This window comes from Acinetobacter sp. Marseille-Q1623, from assembly GCF_902809895.1.
GTDB classification, from domain to species: Bacteria; Pseudomonadota; Gammaproteobacteria; order Pseudomonadales; family Moraxellaceae; genus Acinetobacter; species Acinetobacter piscicola_A.
In genome coordinates, this window is sequence record NZ_CADDWG010000001.1 from 2,308,398 (window position 1) to 2,328,584 (window position 20,187).

Annotated in this window: 23 protein-coding genes; 7 read left to right on the forward strand and 16 right to left on the reverse strand. The window is 38.3% G+C overall.

The window, feature by feature from the left end; all coding sequences use genetic code 11:
• Positions 1-167 precede the first annotated feature (167 nt).
• Together HUV91_RS11055 and HUV91_RS11060 are read left to right on the forward strand one after the other, a co-directional pair.
• Positions 168-1,460 (forward strand): ABC1 kinase family protein, encoded by a 1,293-nt coding sequence (locus HUV91_RS11055; protein ID WP_174493398.1) that lies wholly within the window; start codon positions 168-170, stop codon positions 1,458-1,460.
• A 226-nt stretch (positions 1,461-1,686) separates the two neighbouring features.
• Positions 1,687-1,935 carry a type B 50S ribosomal protein L31 gene (locus HUV91_RS11060; protein ID WP_130074302.1) on the forward strand — a complete coding sequence of 83 codons (249 nt, stop codon included), beginning with the start codon at positions 1,687-1,689 and terminating at the stop codon, positions 1,933-1,935.
• A 69-nt stretch (positions 1,936-2,004) separates the two neighbouring features.
• Here the strand turns inward: HUV91_RS11060 and crcB are convergent, their stop codons facing one another.
• Together crcB and HUV91_RS11070 are read right to left on the reverse strand one after the other, a co-directional pair.
• Positions 2,005-2,385: a fluoride efflux transporter CrcB gene (crcB, locus tag HUV91_RS11065; protein ID WP_130074404.1), complete on the reverse strand. Its 381-nt coding sequence runs from the start codon at positions 2,383-2,385 to the stop codon at positions 2,005-2,007.
• A 144-nt stretch (positions 2,386-2,529) separates the two neighbouring features.
• Positions 2,530-3,441: a DUF2071 domain-containing protein gene (locus HUV91_RS11070; RefSeq protein WP_174493399.1), complete on the reverse strand. Its 912-nt coding sequence runs from the start codon at positions 3,439-3,441 to the stop codon at positions 2,530-2,532.
• A gap of 158 nt (positions 3,442-3,599) precedes the next feature.
• On the opposite strand from HUV91_RS11070, the gene HUV91_RS11075 reads away from it, so the two are divergent.
• Positions 3,600-3,932 (forward strand): HopJ type III effector protein, encoded by a 333-nt coding sequence (locus HUV91_RS11075; protein WP_130074300.1) that lies wholly within the window; start codon positions 3,600-3,602, stop codon positions 3,930-3,932.
• Positions 3,933-4,047: 115 nt separating this feature from the next.
• Here HUV91_RS11075 and HUV91_RS11080 read toward each other — a convergent pair whose 3' ends face one another.
• The 3 genes from HUV91_RS11080 to HUV91_RS11090 all read right to left on the reverse strand — a co-directional run bounded on the left by HUV91_RS11080 (position 4,048) and on the right by HUV91_RS11090 (position 6,390).
• Complete coding sequence (locus HUV91_RS11080) at positions 4,048-4,458, reverse strand: GFA family protein (protein WP_130074299.1); 411 nt, start codon at positions 4,456-4,458, stop codon at positions 4,048-4,050.
• A 68-nt stretch (positions 4,459-4,526) separates the two neighbouring features.
• Positions 4,527-5,741 carry a TIGR03862 family flavoprotein gene (locus HUV91_RS11085; protein ID WP_174493400.1) on the reverse strand — a complete coding sequence of 405 codons (1,215 nt, stop codon included), beginning with the start codon at positions 5,739-5,741 and terminating at the stop codon, positions 4,527-4,529.
• The gene (locus HUV91_RS11090) at positions 5,731-6,390 is read right to left on the reverse strand and encodes an SAM-dependent methyltransferase (RefSeq protein ID WP_174493636.1); all 660 of its coding nucleotides are present in this window, start codon (positions 6,388-6,390) and stop codon (positions 5,731-5,733) included. The genes HUV91_RS11085 and HUV91_RS11090 overlap by 11 nt, the downstream gene beginning before the upstream one ends.
• An 81-nt stretch (positions 6,391-6,471) precedes the next feature.
• Between HUV91_RS11090 and HUV91_RS11095 the strand changes: the two genes are divergently transcribed.
• Positions 6,472-6,639, forward strand: a complete 168-nt coding sequence (locus HUV91_RS11095) for a DNA gyrase inhibitor YacG (protein WP_130074296.1) — start codon at positions 6,472-6,474, stop codon at positions 6,637-6,639.
• Positions 6,640-7,028: 389 nt separating this feature from the next.
• Here HUV91_RS11095 and HUV91_RS11100 read toward each other — a convergent pair whose 3' ends face one another.
• The 5 genes from HUV91_RS11100 to HUV91_RS11120 form a co-directional block, all read right to left on the reverse strand.
• Complete coding sequence (locus HUV91_RS11100) at positions 7,029-7,673, reverse strand: MBL fold metallo-hydrolase (protein WP_174493401.1); 645 nt, start codon at positions 7,671-7,673, stop codon at positions 7,029-7,031.
• A 9-nt stretch (positions 7,674-7,682) separates the two neighbouring features.
• Positions 7,683-8,696 (reverse strand): ferrochelatase, encoded by a 1,014-nt coding sequence (gene hemH, locus HUV91_RS11105; RefSeq protein ID WP_174493402.1) that lies wholly within the window; start codon positions 8,694-8,696, stop codon positions 7,683-7,685.
• 63 nt (positions 8,697-8,759) lie between these two features.
• Positions 8,760-9,776 carry a DUF4062 domain-containing protein gene (locus HUV91_RS11110; protein WP_174493403.1) on the reverse strand — a complete coding sequence of 339 codons (1,017 nt, stop codon included), beginning with the start codon at positions 9,774-9,776 and terminating at the stop codon, positions 8,760-8,762.
• 142 nt (positions 9,777-9,918) lie between these two features.
• On the reverse strand, positions 9,919-10,785 hold the full coding sequence (gene murI, locus HUV91_RS11115) for a glutamate racemase (protein ID WP_130074292.1): 867 nt from the start codon (positions 10,783-10,785) through the stop codon (positions 9,919-9,921).
• 47 nt (positions 10,786-10,832) lie between these two features.
• Positions 10,833-11,444, reverse strand: a complete 612-nt coding sequence (locus HUV91_RS11120) for a DUF1285 domain-containing protein (RefSeq protein ID WP_130074291.1) — start codon at positions 11,442-11,444, stop codon at positions 10,833-10,835.
• Between the two features lie 217 nt (positions 11,445-11,661).
• Between HUV91_RS11120 and HUV91_RS11125 the strand changes: the two genes are divergently transcribed.
• Positions 11,662-13,374: an electron transfer flavoprotein-ubiquinone oxidoreductase gene (locus HUV91_RS11125; protein ID WP_130074290.1), complete on the forward strand. Its 1,713-nt coding sequence runs from the start codon at positions 11,662-11,664 to the stop codon at positions 13,372-13,374.
• 55 nt (positions 13,375-13,429) lie between these two features.
• On the opposite strand, the gene HUV91_RS11130 is transcribed toward HUV91_RS11125, so the two are convergent.
• Genes HUV91_RS11130 through tusA form a run of 3 tightly spaced genes read right to left on the reverse strand, consistent with a single transcriptional unit; the run spans position 13,430 to position 15,132 of the window.
• Positions 13,430-14,254 (reverse strand): nucleotidyl transferase AbiEii/AbiGii toxin family protein, encoded by an 825-nt coding sequence (locus tag HUV91_RS11130; RefSeq protein WP_174493404.1) that lies wholly within the window; start codon positions 14,252-14,254, stop codon positions 13,430-13,432.
• Positions 14,255-14,272: 18 nt separating this feature from the next.
• On the reverse strand, positions 14,273-14,854 hold the full coding sequence (locus HUV91_RS11135; protein WP_174493405.1) for a hypothetical protein: 582 nt from the start codon (positions 14,852-14,854) through the stop codon (positions 14,273-14,275).
• 20 nt (positions 14,855-14,874) lie between these two features.
• Positions 14,875-15,132 (reverse strand): sulfurtransferase TusA, encoded by a 258-nt coding sequence (gene tusA / locus HUV91_RS11140; RefSeq protein WP_130074287.1) that lies wholly within the window; start codon positions 15,130-15,132, stop codon positions 14,875-14,877.
• 191 nt (positions 15,133-15,323) lie between these two features.
• Here tusA and HUV91_RS11145 point away from each other — a divergent pair, with 191 nt between their 5' ends.
• Together HUV91_RS11145 and lnt are read left to right on the forward strand one after the other, a co-directional pair.
• Complete coding sequence (locus HUV91_RS11145; protein WP_217431197.1) at positions 15,324-16,163, forward strand: HlyC/CorC family transporter; 840 nt, start codon at positions 15,324-15,326, stop codon at positions 16,161-16,163.
• Entirely contained in the window at positions 16,160-17,719 is a 1,560-nt protein-coding gene (lnt, locus tag HUV91_RS11150) for an apolipoprotein N-acyltransferase (RefSeq protein ID WP_174493406.1), read from the forward strand. Before HUV91_RS11145 ends, lnt begins: the two co-directional genes overlap by 4 nt.
• Positions 17,720-17,799: 80 nt before the next feature.
• Here lnt and HUV91_RS11155 read toward each other — a convergent pair whose 3' ends face one another.
• The 3 genes from HUV91_RS11155 to gspF form a co-directional block, all read right to left on the reverse strand.
• The gene (locus tag HUV91_RS11155) at positions 17,800-18,135 is read right to left on the reverse strand and encodes a hypothetical protein (protein WP_174493407.1); all 336 of its coding nucleotides are present in this window, start codon (positions 18,133-18,135) and stop codon (positions 17,800-17,802) included.
• Between the two features lie 273 nt (positions 18,136-18,408).
• Positions 18,409-18,846, reverse strand: a complete 438-nt coding sequence (gene gspG / locus HUV91_RS11160; protein WP_174493408.1) for a type II secretion system major pseudopilin GspG — start codon at positions 18,844-18,846, stop codon at positions 18,409-18,411.
• A 47-nt stretch (positions 18,847-18,893) separates the two neighbouring features.
• Positions 18,894-20,099 carry a type II secretion system inner membrane protein GspF gene (gspF, locus tag HUV91_RS11165; protein WP_174493409.1) on the reverse strand — a complete coding sequence of 402 codons (1,206 nt, stop codon included), beginning with the start codon at positions 20,097-20,099 and terminating at the stop codon, positions 18,894-18,896.
• Positions 20,100-20,187: the final 88 nt, after the last annotated feature.

Here is a 20,187-nt window from a genome sequence, read left to right on the forward strand (position 1 = left end):
TTGTAACGCGAAACAAGGCGTACACAATGAAAAATCCAAGCAATGCTGCTTTTAGAAAAATAGCAAAGTAGAAACAATATCTTAACAATTTAAAGTAGGCAGTTTAAGAATAGTCGCCTATGATCAAAATGAGAAAAAACTTCATCAAAGTTTAAGGATTTGTCTGAATGTCTAAAAATTCAAGTACACCAGGTCGTCGTTTTATGAAACTTGCAGGGATGACCGCAAGTATTGCGACCAAAACTGTGTCCAATTCCATTCGCAACTTTAATGCTGATGAAGATCAAAAAAATGAAGCTCGCAGTAAACTGTTTCAAGACATTGGTTTACAAATTGCTGACACCTTAGGTGAAATGAAAGGTGCAGTCATGAAAGTTGGACAAATCGCCTCACAGTACAAAGATATTTTTCCACCTGAAGTGGCAAAAGCCATTGCAAAACTGCAACGCCAAGCCCCTGCCATGCCCTTTGCTGACATCAAAAAACAGGTCGAAAAAGAATTAGGCAAACCTTTAGAGCAAGTCTTTACAAGTTTCGAAGAACAACCTTTTGCCGCTGCATCTATTGGGCAAGTGCATAAAGCAACCCTACCGAATGGCACAGAAGTTGTGGTTAAAGTGCAATATCCGGGTGTAGATGAGGCTTGTGAAAGTGACTTAAAACAAGTCCGTTTGGCGCTGCGCTTAATGGGTGTGTTAAAAGTCGATAAAAAACTACAAGACCGTTTATTTAAAGAAATTCAAGACAGTTTGCATGAAGAACTGAACTATGAAATTGAGGCACAGAACTTACAAGTCTTTAAAACATTCCATCAAAGCTTAGACAACAAAATTATTATTCCTCATGTTTATCCTGAATATTCAAGTAGACGTATTCTGACGCTGAGCATGGAAAAAGGCGACAATATTGAAACTGCAAGTACATGGGACTTGGCGATTCGCAATGAAATCGGTGAACGTTTAATTCGTGCATTGGGACAGCAAATGTTCTTTTTAAAACGTTTTCACTGCGACCCACATCCTGGTAACTTTGCTTTCCGCGCCGATGGTAGCGTGATTATTTATGACTTTGGTGGCGTAAAAACCCTTTCTACAGAGATCATTAGCCATTTTAAAACTTTAGTGCGTGCAGGTCGTAAAGCCGATATTAGCACCATTGAAAATGAATTAATCGCTTTGGATGCCCTTTCTGAAAAAGGTAAATTCCCTGAAGATTTATATAAAGAGTGGCTTGAAGTGTTATTACGTCCACTGACTACACATTATGATTTTGCTGAAAACTCAGCACATCATGATGGCATGAAACTGGTGAAAAAATCACTGAAATATTGGGATGTTTTCAAGCCCTCACCCGATACACTCATGGTCAATCGCACAATTTCAGGACATTATTGGAACCTGATCCAACTCAAAGTCCATGATGATTTAAGCGATGTCTTTGAAGAATTAGTTCCTCAGTAAAATTAAGATTTTATTCATGTTTAGTTAATTATTTTTTAAGCAGCTCCTATTAAAGTAAAACCATATTTTGAAGTCTAAGCAAACTATCCTCCTGCTTAGACTTCTTTTTTTGCCTTATTTTTTGACCCATCTTTTCAATATGGTTTTTAACACACTTAGAATGCGCTTTACATTTCAATTGTTATGTTATAACATTTCTTTTATAAAAAATTCATTGGAGAATAATATGCGTCCTAACATCCATCCTGAATACCGCCAAGTTTTATTTCACGATACCAATGCCAATGCGTACTTTGTGATTGGCAGTACGATTCAGACCAAGCAAATACGTGAATACGAAGGGCAAGAATATCCTTATGTGGCCTTGGATATTTCAAGTGCTTCGCATCCGTTCTACACAGGTGAAGTCCGTCAAATCAACAATGAAGGACGTATTGCAAGCTTTAACAAACGTTTTGCACGTTTTAAACGCTAATTTTCACCCACATATTTGAGTTTAATTTATTCACTGTAGCCTAAAGCACTCCTCCCTTTAGGCTTTTTTTTATTTTCCATTTAACATCATTTGAAACAGATAAAAACCGATGGCTAAACAAATAAGACCAACAATGACGCTTGAAATGGTATATGCCAAAGCAAGTGGAAATTGTCCTTGACGAATGAGCTGAAATGTCTCCAAACCAAAGCTAGAAAATGTGGTAAAACCACCCAAAATTCCGACCATTAAAAAGAGACGCGTTTCTTGCTGTAAAATTGGATATTTCTGTGTAAATGCAAAAAACACCCCTGCTAAAAAGCAACCTAAGAGATTAATCGACCATGTTGCCCATGGAAATAAACTCTGGGGTTTAACAATGATGAGTCCTGCACCATAGCGTAAGCTTGCACCGATTGCCCCCCCACATGCGACCAATAACCAATTCATTTCAATCGTCCCACGTGTGTATAAATCCAATGTTATCCACAGAATAGCACTTGGCTCCTCAAGAATCTAATCAGGTTATTGGTTTAAAACCATGCAACTCAAACAATAAAAATCATTTAATTTTAAGCTGTCATACCCTTCTCATTATTTTTCTTTCTTTTTCATATCTACTGATGCATTGACCTTAGTTTCATTCGATATAGATTCAACAGGATTTTCGCCCAATACATGAAAATCTAAATGTGGAATAAAAAAGCATAAGGCTTTACTTTGAGCATCAATCCCAAACTCTGCAAGCAGTGGACAATCAATTTCTTGTATTTCTAATGGGCGAATTTGTGCAAAATCACTGACAATTTGAATATTGCCCTGAGAAAGCTGTTGTGGCTGATCAACACACTCTACCCAAACATGCTCTTGTGGCACAAAAAATTCTAAAGCGTCATCCCATGTTGGAAAAACATTAGCCCAATCCCCTTGTAACGGCTGCTCAACCGTATTTTTCAGTTTTACATCTAAGCAATAACGTTCATCCATATTGATTTTGGCATGAATCTTTAAATGCGCCTCTCCTTGCTCAACATGGTGTACAAAGTTTGGATCATATTGTGCGGGCATTGCATCACTCAACATACGCCCACCCATAACGTGCAACATTTTATCTACCACGATTTGCTCAAAAATCACTGTTTTAGGGAGTAAATCTGCTGCCAAATAAAAGCGCCAATTACTCTGATGTGGAGAAGGAAATATTTTCCGAGCAGGACCAAAACAATGTAAGCCAAAGTGATGGTGATGATAAAACAAAATACTAAAAATGGTTTTTCCTTGATGCTCCCATAAACGAATCGGCTCAGGAAAACGTTGCTTCACCAAATCAACATCCACCAACCATGACATATAAACGGTATCTGTTGCTTGGCTTTCTAAACGTAAAAACGGTGAAAAACACATTAAATAACGGCGTAAAATCAACAAAATCGGAGATTGCAATAATCGTGAAAATAAGCGGAAAAATATTTTTTCTTGTTTAAATTTAAATAAATGGCGATTCATAGGGTAATTTAAAATCTTATTTGAGCGATTGCTATCCTGTTTTGATATTAACAAAAAAAGCAACGTCTATTCATTTTAATCGCAGAGCATGTCGATTTTAATACATTTTCGCTATCATAGCGCAGTATTCAATTTTAGACCCTTTTGGAAATTAAAAAATGACCCACCCACTTTTGACACAACTTGCAGCAGGCGAAGCCCAATTTTCAGATGTATTGGCATTTATTGAAGCACGCTATACACACACCCCAACTGCCTTTCAAAATGGCCAACATCACAATGCTTCAACAGAAAACCAAGGCAGTGCAAAGGTCTTTTCATTTGCTCAGCTAAATGGATTGGATCAGGCACAAACCTTGAGTTTATTTGCTGAACATTATGCTGCTGTGTTGGCAAGCCCTGAAGCAACAGATCACCAAAACATTCGTCAGTTTATGCAAAATGGTTGGGAAGGCATCAAGTTTGAAGGTAACGCTTTAACTGCAAAATAACCCTACACAGGTTATTCCTCCCTTTTTAAAAGGCGAAAAACACTGCTTTGCAAGGGATGAATGTAATTAAAATAAATGATGATTATGATGTGATTTGACTCTTTAATTCACCCCATTAAGGTCGTTCATCATACTGTGGCAAACCATCACAAATCGTGTCCCACTCTGCTTTATAAGCAGCAAAAATGTGCATAGTCGGCTTATGCTCAAGTGGGGTATCTAACGTCCCAATTCTTAAACGATAAGTATCAGGCGTTTCGGCTTTAATGCTGATAATCGGTGAACCACACTCAGCACAAAAACAGCGTTCTGTGGTTGGTGTAGAAGCAAACTTTTTCAGTAAAGCTTCACCTTTGACAATTTTAAAATCAGCTTTTTGAATCGGGGCGTTGGTGGCAAAGGCTGTCCCATTGGCTTTACGGCAACGCTTGCAATGACACTCGATAAGGTCACCAATTTCACCATGAATTTCATAATGAATCCCGCCACACAAACAACTTCCTGTATATAATTTTTCAGCAGACATGCCTTTCTCTCTTCATATCAAACCATTTCAAAGTAGCATATATTTGGAAAGTTAATCTAAATTTAATCTTATACAATTGTTGCATCATGGCTTAAATATTGATGTACACCTTGCCCTGCTGCACGCCCTGTCGCAAAACAAGCCGTCAACAAATAGCCGCCTGTAGGTGCATCCCAATCCAACATTTCCCCACAACAAAATACAGATGAATTGGATTTGAGCTGTAAATACTCATTCAATCCCGTTTTTCTGACACCGCCAGCACAACTGATCGCTTCCTCAATGGGACGAAAACCTGACAGCTCAATTTTCAAATGCTTAATCTCATGCGCTAACGTTTCGACTTGATTCCACAATGATTTATCGACGATTTCACGCACTAAACTGGCTTTAGCAACATCCAAACCTGCTTTACGCCAAATATTCGCAGTAGATTGTTTTCTTGAGGGTTGTAATTTTTGTATCAATTGCGCAAGGCTTAAATCAGGCAATAAATCTAAATATAGTGTTAAAGCCTGCTCCTGCTTTTGTAAAGCACGCAAAGCCGGACCTTGTTTATAAATCAACCCACTTTCCAAACCATAATGGGTGATGACAATATCACCCTGCGTCTTAGACTGTCCTTTTACCCATGCTTCAACACGTTTCAACGGTTGTCCTAATACAGGTTGCATAAACGTCGACCATGCTCTTTCAACGCCCGCATTGCTTGCTTGAAAGGGTTCTATTTCATTCGCATCTAACCATTTTTGCCATGCACCGTCACTCCCTAGGCGTGACCATGACAGTGCGCCACAAGCAAGAACAATTGCATCAAAATCTTGTTCAAATATCTGTTCTGATTTTAAATTTTGAATGCTTAAAGTCTGGTGTTTTAAATCCAAAATTTGATGACGATAATGAAATTTAACCTTCTGTTCCATCAAACGTTTTAACCATGCTCGAAGCAAAGGTGCAGCTTTCATTTCAATCGGGAAGATCCGCCCTGACGTCCCGACATAAGACTCAATCCCTAAATCCTGCATCCATGCTTGAATCCAATTTGCATCCCATTGTTTGATCCAAGGACTTAACCATTGCACCTGATCATAACGTTGTAAAAATTGTGCTATAGGCTCGGCATGGGAAATATTCAGCCCTGTTTTCCCTGCCATCAAAAACTTACGTGCTGCTGAAGGCTTTTGCTCAAAGACATGCACGTCATAATCAAATGCACTGAGTACTTCCGCAGCCATTAAGCCTGCAGGTCCTGCCCCAACAATGGCAATTCGCTTATTCCCCATCGGTAAGCTCAGTCACTTGTACATTTTGACCTTGTAAAGGCTGAAAATCATCAAAGCGAGTGACATAATTTTCAGGCTTAGAAATGACCAACTGTTGACACAATTCACCACGCGCTAAATATTTCACTTCAAAATGCGTACGTGCTGAATCCTGTGCAATCACCTGTTTTTCATAAGGCAATTTCCAAATATCCTTGAGTTGTTGCTCTGCTTCTGCAATATATTCGGGAATATTACTTGCCAATGTCACTGTACCTTTATACTGCAAGCGTGAAATGAGAAATTCAAAAAATGGCATATTTAACCAACGCTGAGCAGGATTATGTGGCTCAGGATTCGGATATAAAATAAAGAATTGTTGTACTTGTTGTGGATACAAGGCATGTACCACCCACGGTAAAGCATCTGCATGAATTGTGGTTAAATTGGCTTGTCCTTCAAGCTGATGCTGTTTTTGCATGGCTAAAAATTTTTCTCGTGTCCTTTCAACCGCAATGAGTTTTAAATCAGGATGTTGTCCTGAAAACAGCAATGCATGTTTACCCTTGCCTGCGCCAATTTCTATACAAATAGGATTATTTTCAATCGGTTGAAAATCACGGGGAGCATGCATACGCTGCGCTTGAAATTGACGAATCGGCATAATCAGATCAAACTAAGAAAAATCGGCACAAGTCTAGCAAGTCTCACGCACTTTGCCTATTTCACTTTTCAAAATGAGGAACAAATCATGCCACGCACTTTTCCATGCCCACGTTGTGGTGAGCCAACGACTTGGGAAAATAATGAGTTTCGTCCATTTTGTTCAGATCGTTGTAAACTCATTGATCTGGGTGCTTGGGCTAGTGAAGATTATAAATTACCGACAGAAGATGCCCCGCAAGCTGAAGACTCATAAGTACGGGCAATATTTCATTACAATATAACAAGAGCAACTGATGCACTTTGTATTATAACTTAACCATATTTTCAAATTATTGCTGTTTTATTTTAAAAATAATGTGACTTCACTCGAGAAAAATTATGTCTTTCGTATTAAAAATTATTTTTATTCTTTCGCTTATTTTAAGTTTGCTTTTTATTGTCCTCGGCTTTTACGCTTCTGATGGACTCTTCTTTGTCATTGCCATACTTTTCATCATTGCAGCAGTTTTAATCGGCTTAGAGATTCGTAAAAAAAATTCCAACCCTTTTGAATAGCGTAATAGATGATAAAAAAGCTTTATTCACTCAAGGTTTATTACCAAAAGGAATAAAGCTTTTTTACGGCAAACGTAAAAGAAGAGTTTAACCTGCTTTACTTGCTACAAATGGATTATGCTGTTTTTCAAAACCAATTGTACTCATCGGTCCATGCCCAGAAATAAATTGGGTTTCATCAGGCAAACTAAAACATTCACGTTGAATCGAGTCTAATAACTGTTGATGATTGCCTTTCGGAAAATCTGTCCGCCCAATCGAACCTTTAAATAAAACATCACCCGTCCACAGTACGCCATACTTTGCATTGTAAAACATCACATGGCCGGGTGTATGTCCTGGTGCAAAGCGTACTTCAAATTCTTCTTCCCCTATTTTCAGCGTTTCACCACCTTCTAACCATTGATTGACCTGCACAAGTTCAGGGATAGGAAAACCATAGCGCGCTGATACTTCTTGAATCATATCCAACCAAAAAGCATCTTCTTTATGTGGACCAATCACAGGTACATTCCAATCTTTCACCAGAGCACCGACAGCGCCTGCATGATCTAAATGCCCGTGTGTCAGCCACAACGCTTTTACTGTTAGACCTAAAGCTTCGACTTCTTTCTTTAATTTTTCAGGCTCGCCACCTGCATCAATTAATACCGCTTCTTTAGTTTCAGAATCCCACACAATTGAGCAATTTTGAGCAAACGCAGTGACGGGTACAATTTTGACTTGTAACATATTTTTTCCTCAAATCGCTTTAAATGTGGTACTGAGTGGATCTAAATTTGCTTGTAACAATTCAGCTAAAAATTCAATATGGGCAGCATCACTATTTAATGCAGGAATATATTGATACGACTGCCCGCCTGCTTGCATAAATAATTCTGCATTTTGCAATGCCAATTCTTCTAAAGTTTCCAAACAGTCAGCTGAAAAAGCAGGACTCATAATTTGTACTGACTTCACGCCTTGTGCTGCCCAATCTTGTAATACTTGGTCGGTATAGGGTTTAACCCATTCTTGTTTACCAAAACGAGATTGGAAACTAATTTGCCATTGATCATCCGTTAAATTGAGAGCATCTGCAACGTTCTGTGCCGTCACACGACAACGCTCTGCATAGGGATCACCTTTATCTGCATAAGGCTGTGGAATACCATGAAAAGACATCAATAATTTTTCAGCGTAGCCATGCTCTTGTTGAAACCGAATGACGCTGTCTGCTAAAGCCTGAATATATGCAGGATGTTGATAATAATCACGAATAATGGTCAGTGCAGGCAAATTACGTTGTGTGGGGATCCATTTTGCAACAGCATCATACAAGGGTGCAGTCGATGTTGCTGAATATTGTGGAAAAAGTGGCAACAAAATAATTTGATCATATTTTTGCTGCTCGGCATCTTGCAGTACTTGCGTAATCCCAGGTTGACCATACGTCATCGCAGGAACAAGATGCAGATCAAGTGTTGGATTTTGTGCGATAAGTTGCTGCTTTAATAGGCTGGTTTGCTGTAACAAAATTTCTCGCATAGGAGAATCTTTTAGCCACACTTGTGCATAAGCATGCGCAACGCGTTTAGGACGAAATGGTAAGACAAAAGCATGTAAAATAATTTGCCAAATGAACTTGGGAATTTCAATCACACGCCCATCAGACAAAAACTGTTTTAGAAAGCGCCGAACAGCCACCTCAGTCGGCGCATCAGGCGTACCTAAATTTGCAACAATCACTAAAACTTTCGGTTTTGCAAGCTTCATTGTATTTTCAAATTAATTGACTTCACTATACCTTACCGAATATCTAAGCAAATGTCCTTAATTTTAGATAATCAAAGAACGTGCACCTAACATTTGTGAGTTTTCTAGAAGTCTTAAAGCTTTGCTAGTAATTTGCCATAACATACGCTGACGATCATCACGACCAATCGGTACAATCCAATCATTCTGCCGCATTTGCTGTTTAATGGTATGTAAAGCACGCACATTAATTTGCGCGCGTGCCACAGCATGTACTCTTGGCATCGAAACCTGAACATCAGCTAAACCAGATCGATTCAGATATTCATTTAATACTTTAGAAAAGCTATCTTCAGGGGTCTTTTGTCTAAACTCTACAGATAATACTTTTAAAATTTCAATCCATGTCATTTCACGGACGGGATTCATTTCTTTAAAATTGCCATCTTGATAAGCATGAACCCGATAGTCAAAATTAAACACATCATGAATAGACACTTTCGGTAGAGTCAAGAAAGGGTCTGCTTCTTTCGGCGCTTGACTGTGTTTTACCTGTGCCAATTGCGTTTTTAAACGATCAATTTCATCTTGCAACACTTGGATATTTTGTGGGCGCACCCATCCCACAACAGGATAACGTTCTAACATTTGTGGCATATAAGAACGTACGCTTAATTCTAAATCTCTTAAGGTTCTATACGTCACCACTTGTTCAACTTCTCTTTGCAACTGGTTTCGAAACTCATAAAACTTTTCTTTTAATTCTGCACGTGATTCCTGCAAAGTCGCATCACGTGACTCAGGCGCTTCATGCAAAAAGACAATTACAGGTTTTTGTTTGGTCACAGCATAAATATATTCTAAATGCATATAGCTGACACCTGACACGGACTGCTCTCCGTATTGGCTTCCTAAAAGCAATAAAACGTAATCACAATCATCAATCTGACGACGTGCAAATGCTGTGCTTAAAGGTGTACGTTGCTCTAAACCCCATGAAAAAAATCCCATTCCAATGAGTGTTTGTGACACGATCATTCGTTCTGGCTGCATTTCTTTGCCAGATGTTGTAATAAAGACTTGATAACGTTTGTCGAGCATAGGTTAACCCATCCTTCTCATATAGCTTAAATATTGATCTGCCCCAAACAAATCATGAAGTTATATGCCCTACACTTATAAATATAAATAAATAAAATTAAAGTTTTCTTAATTTTATATGTTGGACTGATCTTGCAGTTTATCAAATAACATCATGAATTGACCATGATATTTTTTCTGGAATTAAATATTTTAGGACGGGTTGTAAAGTATGTGCATTATGACCACTGACATTACACATCAACTGGATTTCATGTTGCAACGGGATTTCGGATAATAACCCATTTTTAATTAAAATTCTTGCCGTTTGTCGTGCAACTGCAAAACCAGAATCCACCAAAGTCAATTGATCTGCATAAATCTGCTGAATCGCTTCTTTTAAAAATGGGTAATGCGTACATCCCAATACCAAATAATCTGCATGTTGTGCGATCACAGGGTCTAAAACTTTTTTTAAGGCTTTTTTACACTGTTCACTATTTTGTAAACCTGCTTCCACAAAAGGTACAAGTTCTAAGCACGTGACTGTGATCACATCAACGCCTGAAGGCTCAGCAAAACGTTGCACGACATCTTTAATCAATTTACCCCGAAATGTCGCAGGGGTTGCCAACACAGCAACAACTTTAGATTTAGTTTGCAATACCGCAGGTTTTAATGCAGGCACTAAACCCACGATTGGAAAATTCTCCCCATAATGTTCACGTAAATAATCCAAACTAAAAGCTGAAGCAGTATTACACGCGACTACCGCAATTTTACAACCTTGGCGATATAACCATTCAATGGCATGAGCTGTAAGCTCACGAATATTTTGGTCATCACGCGCACCATACGGCACATGTGCGGTATCTGCATAATATAAAATACGCTCATTCGGTAAATAGTTGGCAATTTCTTGAGCAACCGACAACCCACCTATGCCCGAGTCAAAAATACCAATGGGGGCATCTGCAGATGCTTTGGGCATTGGATTTTCTAAAGGATATAAAGGAAGAATGGCGCTCATCTGATCCACTACGATATGAGTCAAAAAATTATAGACTAGCTTAAACCTCAAGTGCCCAATTGCAAGTGAAAATCACCACTTTGTAGCGATAAAATCGTATCACCTTGCGCATTTTCGAGCAATGTACCGTACTCAACGAGATGGAAAAATGCGTGACGTTGAATCAATGCATTTATTCCAAAGCGAATATGCACATAAGGTCTTAATTCACCTTGATATTGTCGCATAAAAATCGGATGTTCTGCATCGACCAAAACCACATCTTGATTGCTCGTTGTGACTTGTAAATATGTTTGTCCGCCAATCTCAACTTGATCGACTTGATTCACCAATAAAGGTTCATCTTCCACTTCAATTTCAATTTGCTCAACAGGGGTTTTTAAATAAAACTTCCCGTCTTCCTTCCACAGCACTGTACTGAACAGATCTAAGAGTGCTTGACGTTTGATCAATTGACCTTCGTGCCACCATTCTCCATTGGCTTTTACCTTTAAATCCATTTTGCCACAATGCTTTGGTTGCCATTGCTGTAAAGGGGGTATTGACCTTTTGTGACCCGACTGTACACCTTTTAAGTATTGTGCAATGCTGATTAAGTTTTTATTATCAGAATCAGGCTGATTTTGAGCCTCTGATGTTGAATTATTTTGATTTACCATGGTTTATGCCTTGCTGACTAAAAAATAATACGACTCAGCCAATTGGCTAGATCAAGGTTTATAACTATACTAGCGCAAAATATATTAATGATACGAGTCCTAATTCGTATCACGGAAGTTTAGAACACTCACGGCAGCACCGATTTATTGTTGTTCGATTTAAAATTAAAGCAATGATGCACACGGTTGCCACCCTTAGAAATATGAGGAGTCCTACATGGAACACATCGAACGTGAATCGATGGAGTTTGACGTAGTGATCGTAGGCGCAGGTCCTGCGGGTCTTTCTGCTGCGATTAAAATTCGTCAATTGGCTATTGAAAACAACCTCCCAGACCTTTCCGTCTGTGTTGTTGAAAAAGGCTCTGAAGTTGGTGCGCATATCCTTTCTGGTGCTGTACTTGAACCTCGTGCTATCAATGAGCTTTTCCCAAACTGGAAAGAAGAAGGCGCACCTTTAAACGTGCCTGTCACAGAAGACAAAACATTCTTCTTAATGTCGGCTGAAAAGTCTCAAGAAGCACCGCATTGGATGGTACCTAAAACCATGCACAATGACGGCAACTATGTCATCTCTTTAGGTAACGTGGTTCGTTGGTTAGGGACTAAAGCTGAAGAATTAGAAGTGTCTATTTTCCCAGGCTTTGCTGCTTCTGAAGTCCTTTATCATGAAGATGGTTCTGTAAAAGGCATTCAAACAGGTGATATGGGCATTGGTAAAGATGGCGAACCGACGCACAACTTTACCCCAGGTTATGAACTTCATGCCAAATACACCATTTTTGCGGAAGGCTGCCGTGGTCACTTAGGTAAACGTCTTATTGCAAAATACAACCTAGATCAAGATGCCGATCCACAACATTATGGTATTGGGATCAAAGAACTTTGGGAAATCGACCCTGCAAAACACAAGCCTGGTCTTGTCATGCACGGTTCAGGTTGGCCATTGGCTGAAACAGGTTCTTCAGGCGGTTGGTGGTTATACCATGCTGAAAATAACCAAGTGACTTTGGGGATGATCGTAGATTTATCTTACGAAAACCCACACATGTACCCATTTGCTGAAATGCAACGTTGGAAAACCCATCCACTGATCAAGCAATATCTTGAAGGTGGTAAGCGTATTTCATACGGCGCACGTGCAGTCGTAAAAGGTGGTTTAAACTCACTGCCTAAATTGACGTTCCCAGGCGGTTGCTTGATTGGTGATGATGCAGGTTTCTTAAACTTTGCAAAAATCAAAGGCTCGCATACCGCTATGAAGTCAGGCATGCTCTGTGGTGAAGCTGTATTTGAAGCGATTGCTGCGGGTGTTGAAAAAGGTGGTGAAGTTGGCTATGCACGTGTTGCTGAAGGCGAAGATTTCTTCATCAAAGAATTAACCTCTTATACAGACAAATTCAACAATAGTTGGTTGAAAGAAGAGTTACATCGTTCACGTAACTTTGGCCCTGCAATGCATAAATTCGGTTTATGGATGGGTGGTGCATTTAACTTTATCGATCAAAATATTTTTAAAGTGCCATTTACATTGCATGACTTAGTGCCTGATTTCAGTGCATTAAAAACTGTAGATGCGTCTACATTCAAACCGAACTATCCAAAACCAGATGGTAAGTTGACTTTTGACCGTTTGTCTTCTGTATTCGTTTCAAATACGGTTCATGAAGAAAATCAGCCTGCGCACTTGAAGTTAACGGATGCCTCTATTCCTGTAAATGTAAACTTACCAAAATGGGATGAGCCTGCTCAGCGCTACTGCCCTGCGGGTGTTTATGAAGTCATGGAAAATGATGACGGCTCTAAGCGTTTCCAAATCAACGCTGCGAACTGTGTTCACTGTAAGACTTGCGATATTAAAGACCCTTCACAAAACATCACTTGGGTAACACCTGAGGGTGGCGGTGGTCCTAATTACCCTAACATGTAATTTCTTTTTGAGATAAAGATAAACCCGCCGAGTGCGGGTTTATTTCTTTGTATATTTAATTTAATTCTAATAACCCAACATCAAATAAAGATTGAGTAAAATTATCCCAAAATTTCTCAAAATTTTTCGGAATATGCTTACTATCAGTAAATCCAAACTCACTTTTTTCAGCTTTCCATCGCTGAGATAATTCTCTTCGAGCATCAGCCAAAATCAATTTCTTCGGGCTTAAATAGTCTTCTAAAATGATTCCATCCCGCTCACACTCAGCTTTTAAAGTTTCAATTGTAGAGAGTTGTGAATTAATATTTTTAAAAGATGAGTGCTTTAACAAATAGGTTAAATCAAAAATATCTTTGAAACGAGGATTCACAATACATTGATGCAACTTCCATGCAATTTGTGTCGCTAAAGAAGGCGTTTGTGATAAGTTAAAATTCTTTCCAACCAATGGAATATATGTCAGATTGTACTGAAAATCAGAAATTTTTAAATTGAATGAAACATCAATATTAACATCAATTTTCTGCCCATTAATCCATGCAAGTATAGAAGTACTGACTGTTGGAAAATCATCAGACATCACATAATCTAATTCCCACCAATAGTGCTCTTTTGAAAATGCTTCATAGCGAATACCATCATTGAAATCAACGGTCGTTAAATAATTCATCCACTCATTTAAATGATCTTCTACAAAACTTCGATCTACAAGCGGTTTTAGACATACCCAATCTAAATCTTGAGGCTTCCGTTCAATATATGCAGGAAAATATTGTCGAGTTAAAAAACTACCTTTCAACATAAAAGGGAAATAGTGATGACTTTTAGCAAAACGTCGAATCAGCCCTTCACATGCAAGTTGTCTCATTTCATTCATTTTAGTCTTCTTTGTTATTCAAATACTGAGCCAACCTTGATCTAAAGCGATATTACTATCATAAATACAGCACTCTACTCTTTCTTTAATGAGTTTTCTATTTTGATTGTATAATTCCGCTTTTAATTGTATTAATCTTGCCAAAAAAATCGAGGCATCACCATATTCCCGCAAGGTTAAAAATCTATATTTTTCAAAATTTTTTAATGAATTATAAGACAAATGAACTCGATGAATTTCACAGAATATTTTTAATTCTAAAACATGTTTATATTCAATTTGTCCATGCCATTCATAATAATCGATTTTAAAATCATCGCTTACATCTTTAAAAAAAGGAATTTCATATTTTTTTCGAATGATGGCTATTTGATTTTGTTCAAAAAGATCAATCCAACGTTGTACGGCTTGATGTACTCGTGTTAATTGATTTTCTTGCATTTCCTTTGAAAGCATAATTTGACGTGGGTGATCACCTCTAGCAAGAATGATTTCAAGAGGCTTCGCATCCAATTCCAAACAAACTTTTTTAAATTTGAAAAATGATTCCTCATTTTTCAAATCAGCAGTCAGATGCACTTCTATTTTTTGTTTTTGCATCTATTTTCCTTAAAAAATCATCAGCCTTTTTGCACCAAATAATGAAATTCTTTATTGCCCTGCTCATCAAGTTTTTCTTCTTGCAAAAGTAGCTCATGTCCCAAATGCATACAAAACTTTGGAATATCCCAAGAGGTTGAATTATCCGTTGCAAAAACCTCAACAATATCACCTGATTTGGACTTACGAATCGCTTGATGCAACATCATCACAGGCTCAGGACAACGCAAACCACGAGTATTCAACTGTATGCTCGGTGTAGGCAACTGTTCAGACATATTCATTCTCAAAATCAGGAAAAGAGTGATCTGATTTTAACATAAACTTCCTTGATGAATCAGCACTGTCTCGTCTCTACAAAATGACGCATAGTTTCATCGTCTCAATGCATTTATTCGATAGACATCTGTATTTTCTAAGGTATGATAAAAATTCGATTATTTGATATTTAGAGTCTTTAGGAAAGATCATGCACGAGGAATCAGGCACGTCGTGGGGAATGCGTGGCTTACGCAAATGGTTAGGTACAGCACCCGAAACTCGCGATGAATTGCTAAAATTAGTACAAGATTCACGTCGTTTTTTAGAACCCGATACCGTTGCCATGTTAGAAGGCGTTTTAGACCTTCCTGCAACAAAAATTCGTGAAGTCATGACCCCACGAACTGCAATGGTTAGCTTACAAGAAGACGACCAATTACTTGATATTTTGCATGTTTTAATCGAATCTGCACATTCTCGTTTTCCTGTATTTTCAGCCGACCAACCTGAAAATGTTGTGGGTATTTTACTTGCAAAGGACTTATTACCTTACTTAACCGATCGCACCATTAAGGTTGATGTGCATAGCATTATGCGTCAGCCTCTGTTTGTCCCTGAAAGTGCGCGTTCTGACCAAGTTTTGCGTATGTTGAAAAATACGCAAACCCATATTGCCATTGTGATTGATGAATATGGTTCTACAGCAGGTTTGGTCACTTTAGAAGATATTTTAGAAGAGATCGTGGGTGAAATTGAGGATGAACATGACAATGTCGATGAAGAAGCTCAATTTATTCTCCCCGACCCTTCACATAACACAGCCAATGCGTGGATCGTACAAGCACTTACACCAATTGAACACTTTAACAATGTTTTAGATGCTGATTTTTCTGACGATGAAGTAGAAACTATGGGCGGTCTATTGCTTCAAGAAATGGGCTTAGTAAGTGACTTACAAGGACAAGTGATTGAACTTGAATCATGGCAATTTACCATTATTGAAGCAGATGCCCGCACTATTCATCTGATTCGAGCTGTACGTAAATGAGAGCCTATTTTGACAAATTACTAAATCCGTCAGAACAACAAAAGCAAATTCCTTTTATTATTCCACTTTTAATTTGTTTGATGTCAGGTGCGGTGTTTAGTCTCGCACTTGCTCCTTTTCACTGGTGGTGGCTGGCTATTTTATCGCCTGCACTTCTTTATGCGAGTCTTAAAGGACGTAATCCCAAACAAGCATTCATTTTGGGTTGGAGCTATGGTTTTGGTCTATGGTTCGTTGGTGCTTTTTGGCTCTATACATCCATTCATACTTATGGCGATACAAATGCAGTTCTAAGCGTCCTCATGATCATGATCATGGCGCTATTAATGGGTTTATTTACAGCCGTTCAAACATGGTTATATCGACGCTTCTTCCCAGAAACGCCTTTAACCTTTGCACCGCTTTGGGTCGCATTTGAATGGGCAAAAACATGGGTATTTACAGGCTTTCCGTGGTTATTTGCAGGTTATGCCTTCACTGAACGCTTCTTAGATGGCTATGCACCGTTATTTGGTGTCTTTGCAGTGTCATTTGTCGTGATTATTCTTGCTTGTGCACTCGTTGAGATTTTGCATAAAAAACTGATTTGGATCATTCCTTCAGCCATTTTATTACTGGGTGCTTGGGGTGCTTCATTTATTCATTTTGTGCAACCTAAAGCTGAGAAACCACTTTCTGTTTCACTCATTCAAGGCAATATTCCACAAGACTTAAAATGGCTGACTGAATATCAAATCAAGACCTTACAAATCTATGTAGAGTTAACCCGTAATGAATGGGGACGTGATCTGATTGTTTGGCCTGAGTCTTCTATTCCTTTATTCCAAAGTGATATTCCTGACTTTTTACACATGATGGATGAAAAAGCCAAGCAAACAGGTTCAGCATGGGTCACAGGGATTCCTTATTGGGACTTACAAGAGTCCAAACAAGTGGGACATCCCATGTATTACAATAGCATGATGGCTTCTGGTACAGATTCATCAGGTCTATATAAAAAGCAACGCCTTGTTCCTTTTGGTGAATACATTCCATTATCAGGTTTACTGAGTTGGGTGCTTCCTGCTCTACAAAATGACCCATCTATGAGTGGTTTCTCTCGTGGTGAAAGTGATCAAAAACCTTTTAAAATCAAAAATCATGAACTTGCAGCAGCAGTTTGTTATGAGGTGGCATATCCGAACTTGACACGTCGTAATGCGACCAATAGTGATTTTCTGGTGACTGTATCTAATGATGCGTGGTTTACAGGTACAGCAGGACCTCAACAGCATTTACAAATGGTACAAATGCGCGCCAAAGAAAATGGACGATGGTTTATTCGTGCGACGAACACAGGTGTTACTGCTTTTATTGACCATAATGGTCATATTGTGAAACAAGCACCTATGGATCAAAAGGCGGTTTTACGTGGTGATTTACCCGCAATGCAAGGTGAAACTTTGTATACACGCTTAAGTGATTGGCCAATTTTAATCTTCTCTTTGTTATTATTGGTTGTGGGTTGGATATATCGTCCACGTAAAGTTGATGTAAGTTTTAAGTCTAGACGTTGATTTCACTACATCAGCAACTTTATTTTAAAAATAAAAAAACCGAGCATCCAAGCTTGGTTTTTTACGTTATCGTCATCTTATTAAATTTGAGTTGCTAAATAAGACAACATACTCGCTAAAAATAGCATAGGCATATAACGATAAACTCGAACTAAAATGCCATCAAATTTAGATAAATGCTCAACATTTAATGTTGAAACTGTTGCATTTAAAGCGTGATAAAAACTAATGATTGCAACTGCGCTAAAGACGCTCAAACCTAAAAAGCCCATCATAATTTGGCTACTTGCATCTAGGTCTTGCCATACATTGAATAATACTCGACTCATCGGCAATAAACTCAAAATCAAAAGAACAGATTTGAGCATAGAACAATGAAATTGATTAATTTCATCTGACAAAAATAATGCTTTCATCTTATTCTCCTTGCAATTTAGTTGCCTTTAAAGAGCATTATGCAAGCTTTTAAATAAATAAAAAGTCTATTTTTATCCATGATTTAACTTTCTTGTAACTATTAAATATGGGAATAATTCTTATTATATATCTCAATAAAATAATTTATTTATTTTTAATATTTATCATCAAGTTACATTTAAACATATAATCAAGAAACATAATCACTTCACTTCATATTTATTCATTCAACTAAGTAAAGTGATTATTTCCGTCACAACAAAGCAATTTAATTAAGGTTGATAATAAATATCCGCATCATTGCCTTCACCACCTTGCTGACCATCTGCACCAAACGAATATAAATCGAATGGACGACCTTCAGAACCTGGAATCACATATTGCACATCATTTTCCCAACTGTCTTTTGGATAACCGCCTTTCAAATACCCCCCTGGCATCCAATTTTTCGCATTGGCAGGTTGATTCACTAAAGCATCTAAACCACCTTCTTGAGTATTAGGGAAATGTCCATTGTCCAATTTATATTGGTCTAAAGCACCCGCAACACCTTTTAAAGTAATTTTTGTGGTATCCACCTTGGCTTTTTCGCCACGTCCCATCACATTCGGTACGATCAGTGCAGCCAACACACCTAAAATTACAATCACCACCATCACTTCAATCAGTTTAAAACCCGATTGTTTATTTCTATTCATTTTCCGTTGCATTTACTTACTCTCTAAAATTATTTATAAAAATAATCAAAATATGTTGCTTAAATCATATTGTTCATATTGACGATTGGCAACATCACAGCGATCACAATCACCAAAACAATACCTGCCATAAACACCAACATCAAAGGTTCAAGCAGTGCCAATAATGTTGAAATAAACGTACTCACTTCACGATCTTGCATATCTGAAGCACGCTCTAACATACGATCTAACTCACCTGATGCTTCGCCACTTTTAATCATTTGCACCATCATCGGTGGGAAATAACCACAACGCTCTAATTGAGTTGCAAGATTTCCACCTTCCGTGACTTTTTCTGCAGCAATATTCACAGCATCACGAATGATCCAATTATTACTGACGGCTGCGCCAATTTTCAGCGCATCCACCAATGGAACCCCTGATTTGGTTAAAATGGACAAGGTACTGGCAAAACGTGCCGAATTTATACCACGGGATAATTTACCAAATAATGGCAACCTGAGTGCTAAACGATCAAAAGCATAATGACCTGCGGTTGTTTTTAAAAACCGTACTAACAAGAAAATCCCCATCACACTTGCAACCAACACAAAAGGCCATGAAGTACGAATAAAATCACTGGCTTTCATCAATGCGACCGTAATCCAAGGTAAGGCTTGTTTACTTTGATCAAAGGTTTTAACAATGTCAGGGACTACATAAGTCATCAATCCCATGACGATGCCAAACGACATGAGCATCAAAATGATGGGATAGATCATGGCACCTTGTACTTTCTTTTGCATGGCAAAACGGTTTTCGGTGTAATCTGACAATTGATCTAAAATTAAATCCAAATGCCCTGAACGCTCACCCGCAGCAACTGTGGCAATGTATAAGTCTGGAAAACTTCCCGATTGTTGCATCGCTTGTGCCAAAGAATGCCCTTCAAGCACTTTAGAGCGCACAGCTAACAGTAAGTTTTGTACATGTGTTTTTTCACTTTGTTTGGCAACAGCACGTAAAGCCTCTTCAAGTGGAATAGATGCCGCAACCAACACTGATAACTGACGCGTCATCAGTGCCAACTCATAGGCTGAAAATTTCTTTTGAAATAATCCCGTACTTTTACTTTTATCCTTTTGCTCGACAGCGTCAACGGTCACTGGAATCCATTCTTTATCCCGCAATTGTTGTCGAATTTGGCGTGCTGAATCTCCCTCTAACACACCTTTTTGTTGCTTTCCTGAAGCATCAATAGCAGTAAATTGATATGCTGGCATTATAATGCTCTAGTTTTCCCAAATTCTTGTCTCTTAGCAGTTGCATAAGACCCTTAAAATCATTCATATTCTAAGACATTATTCAAAG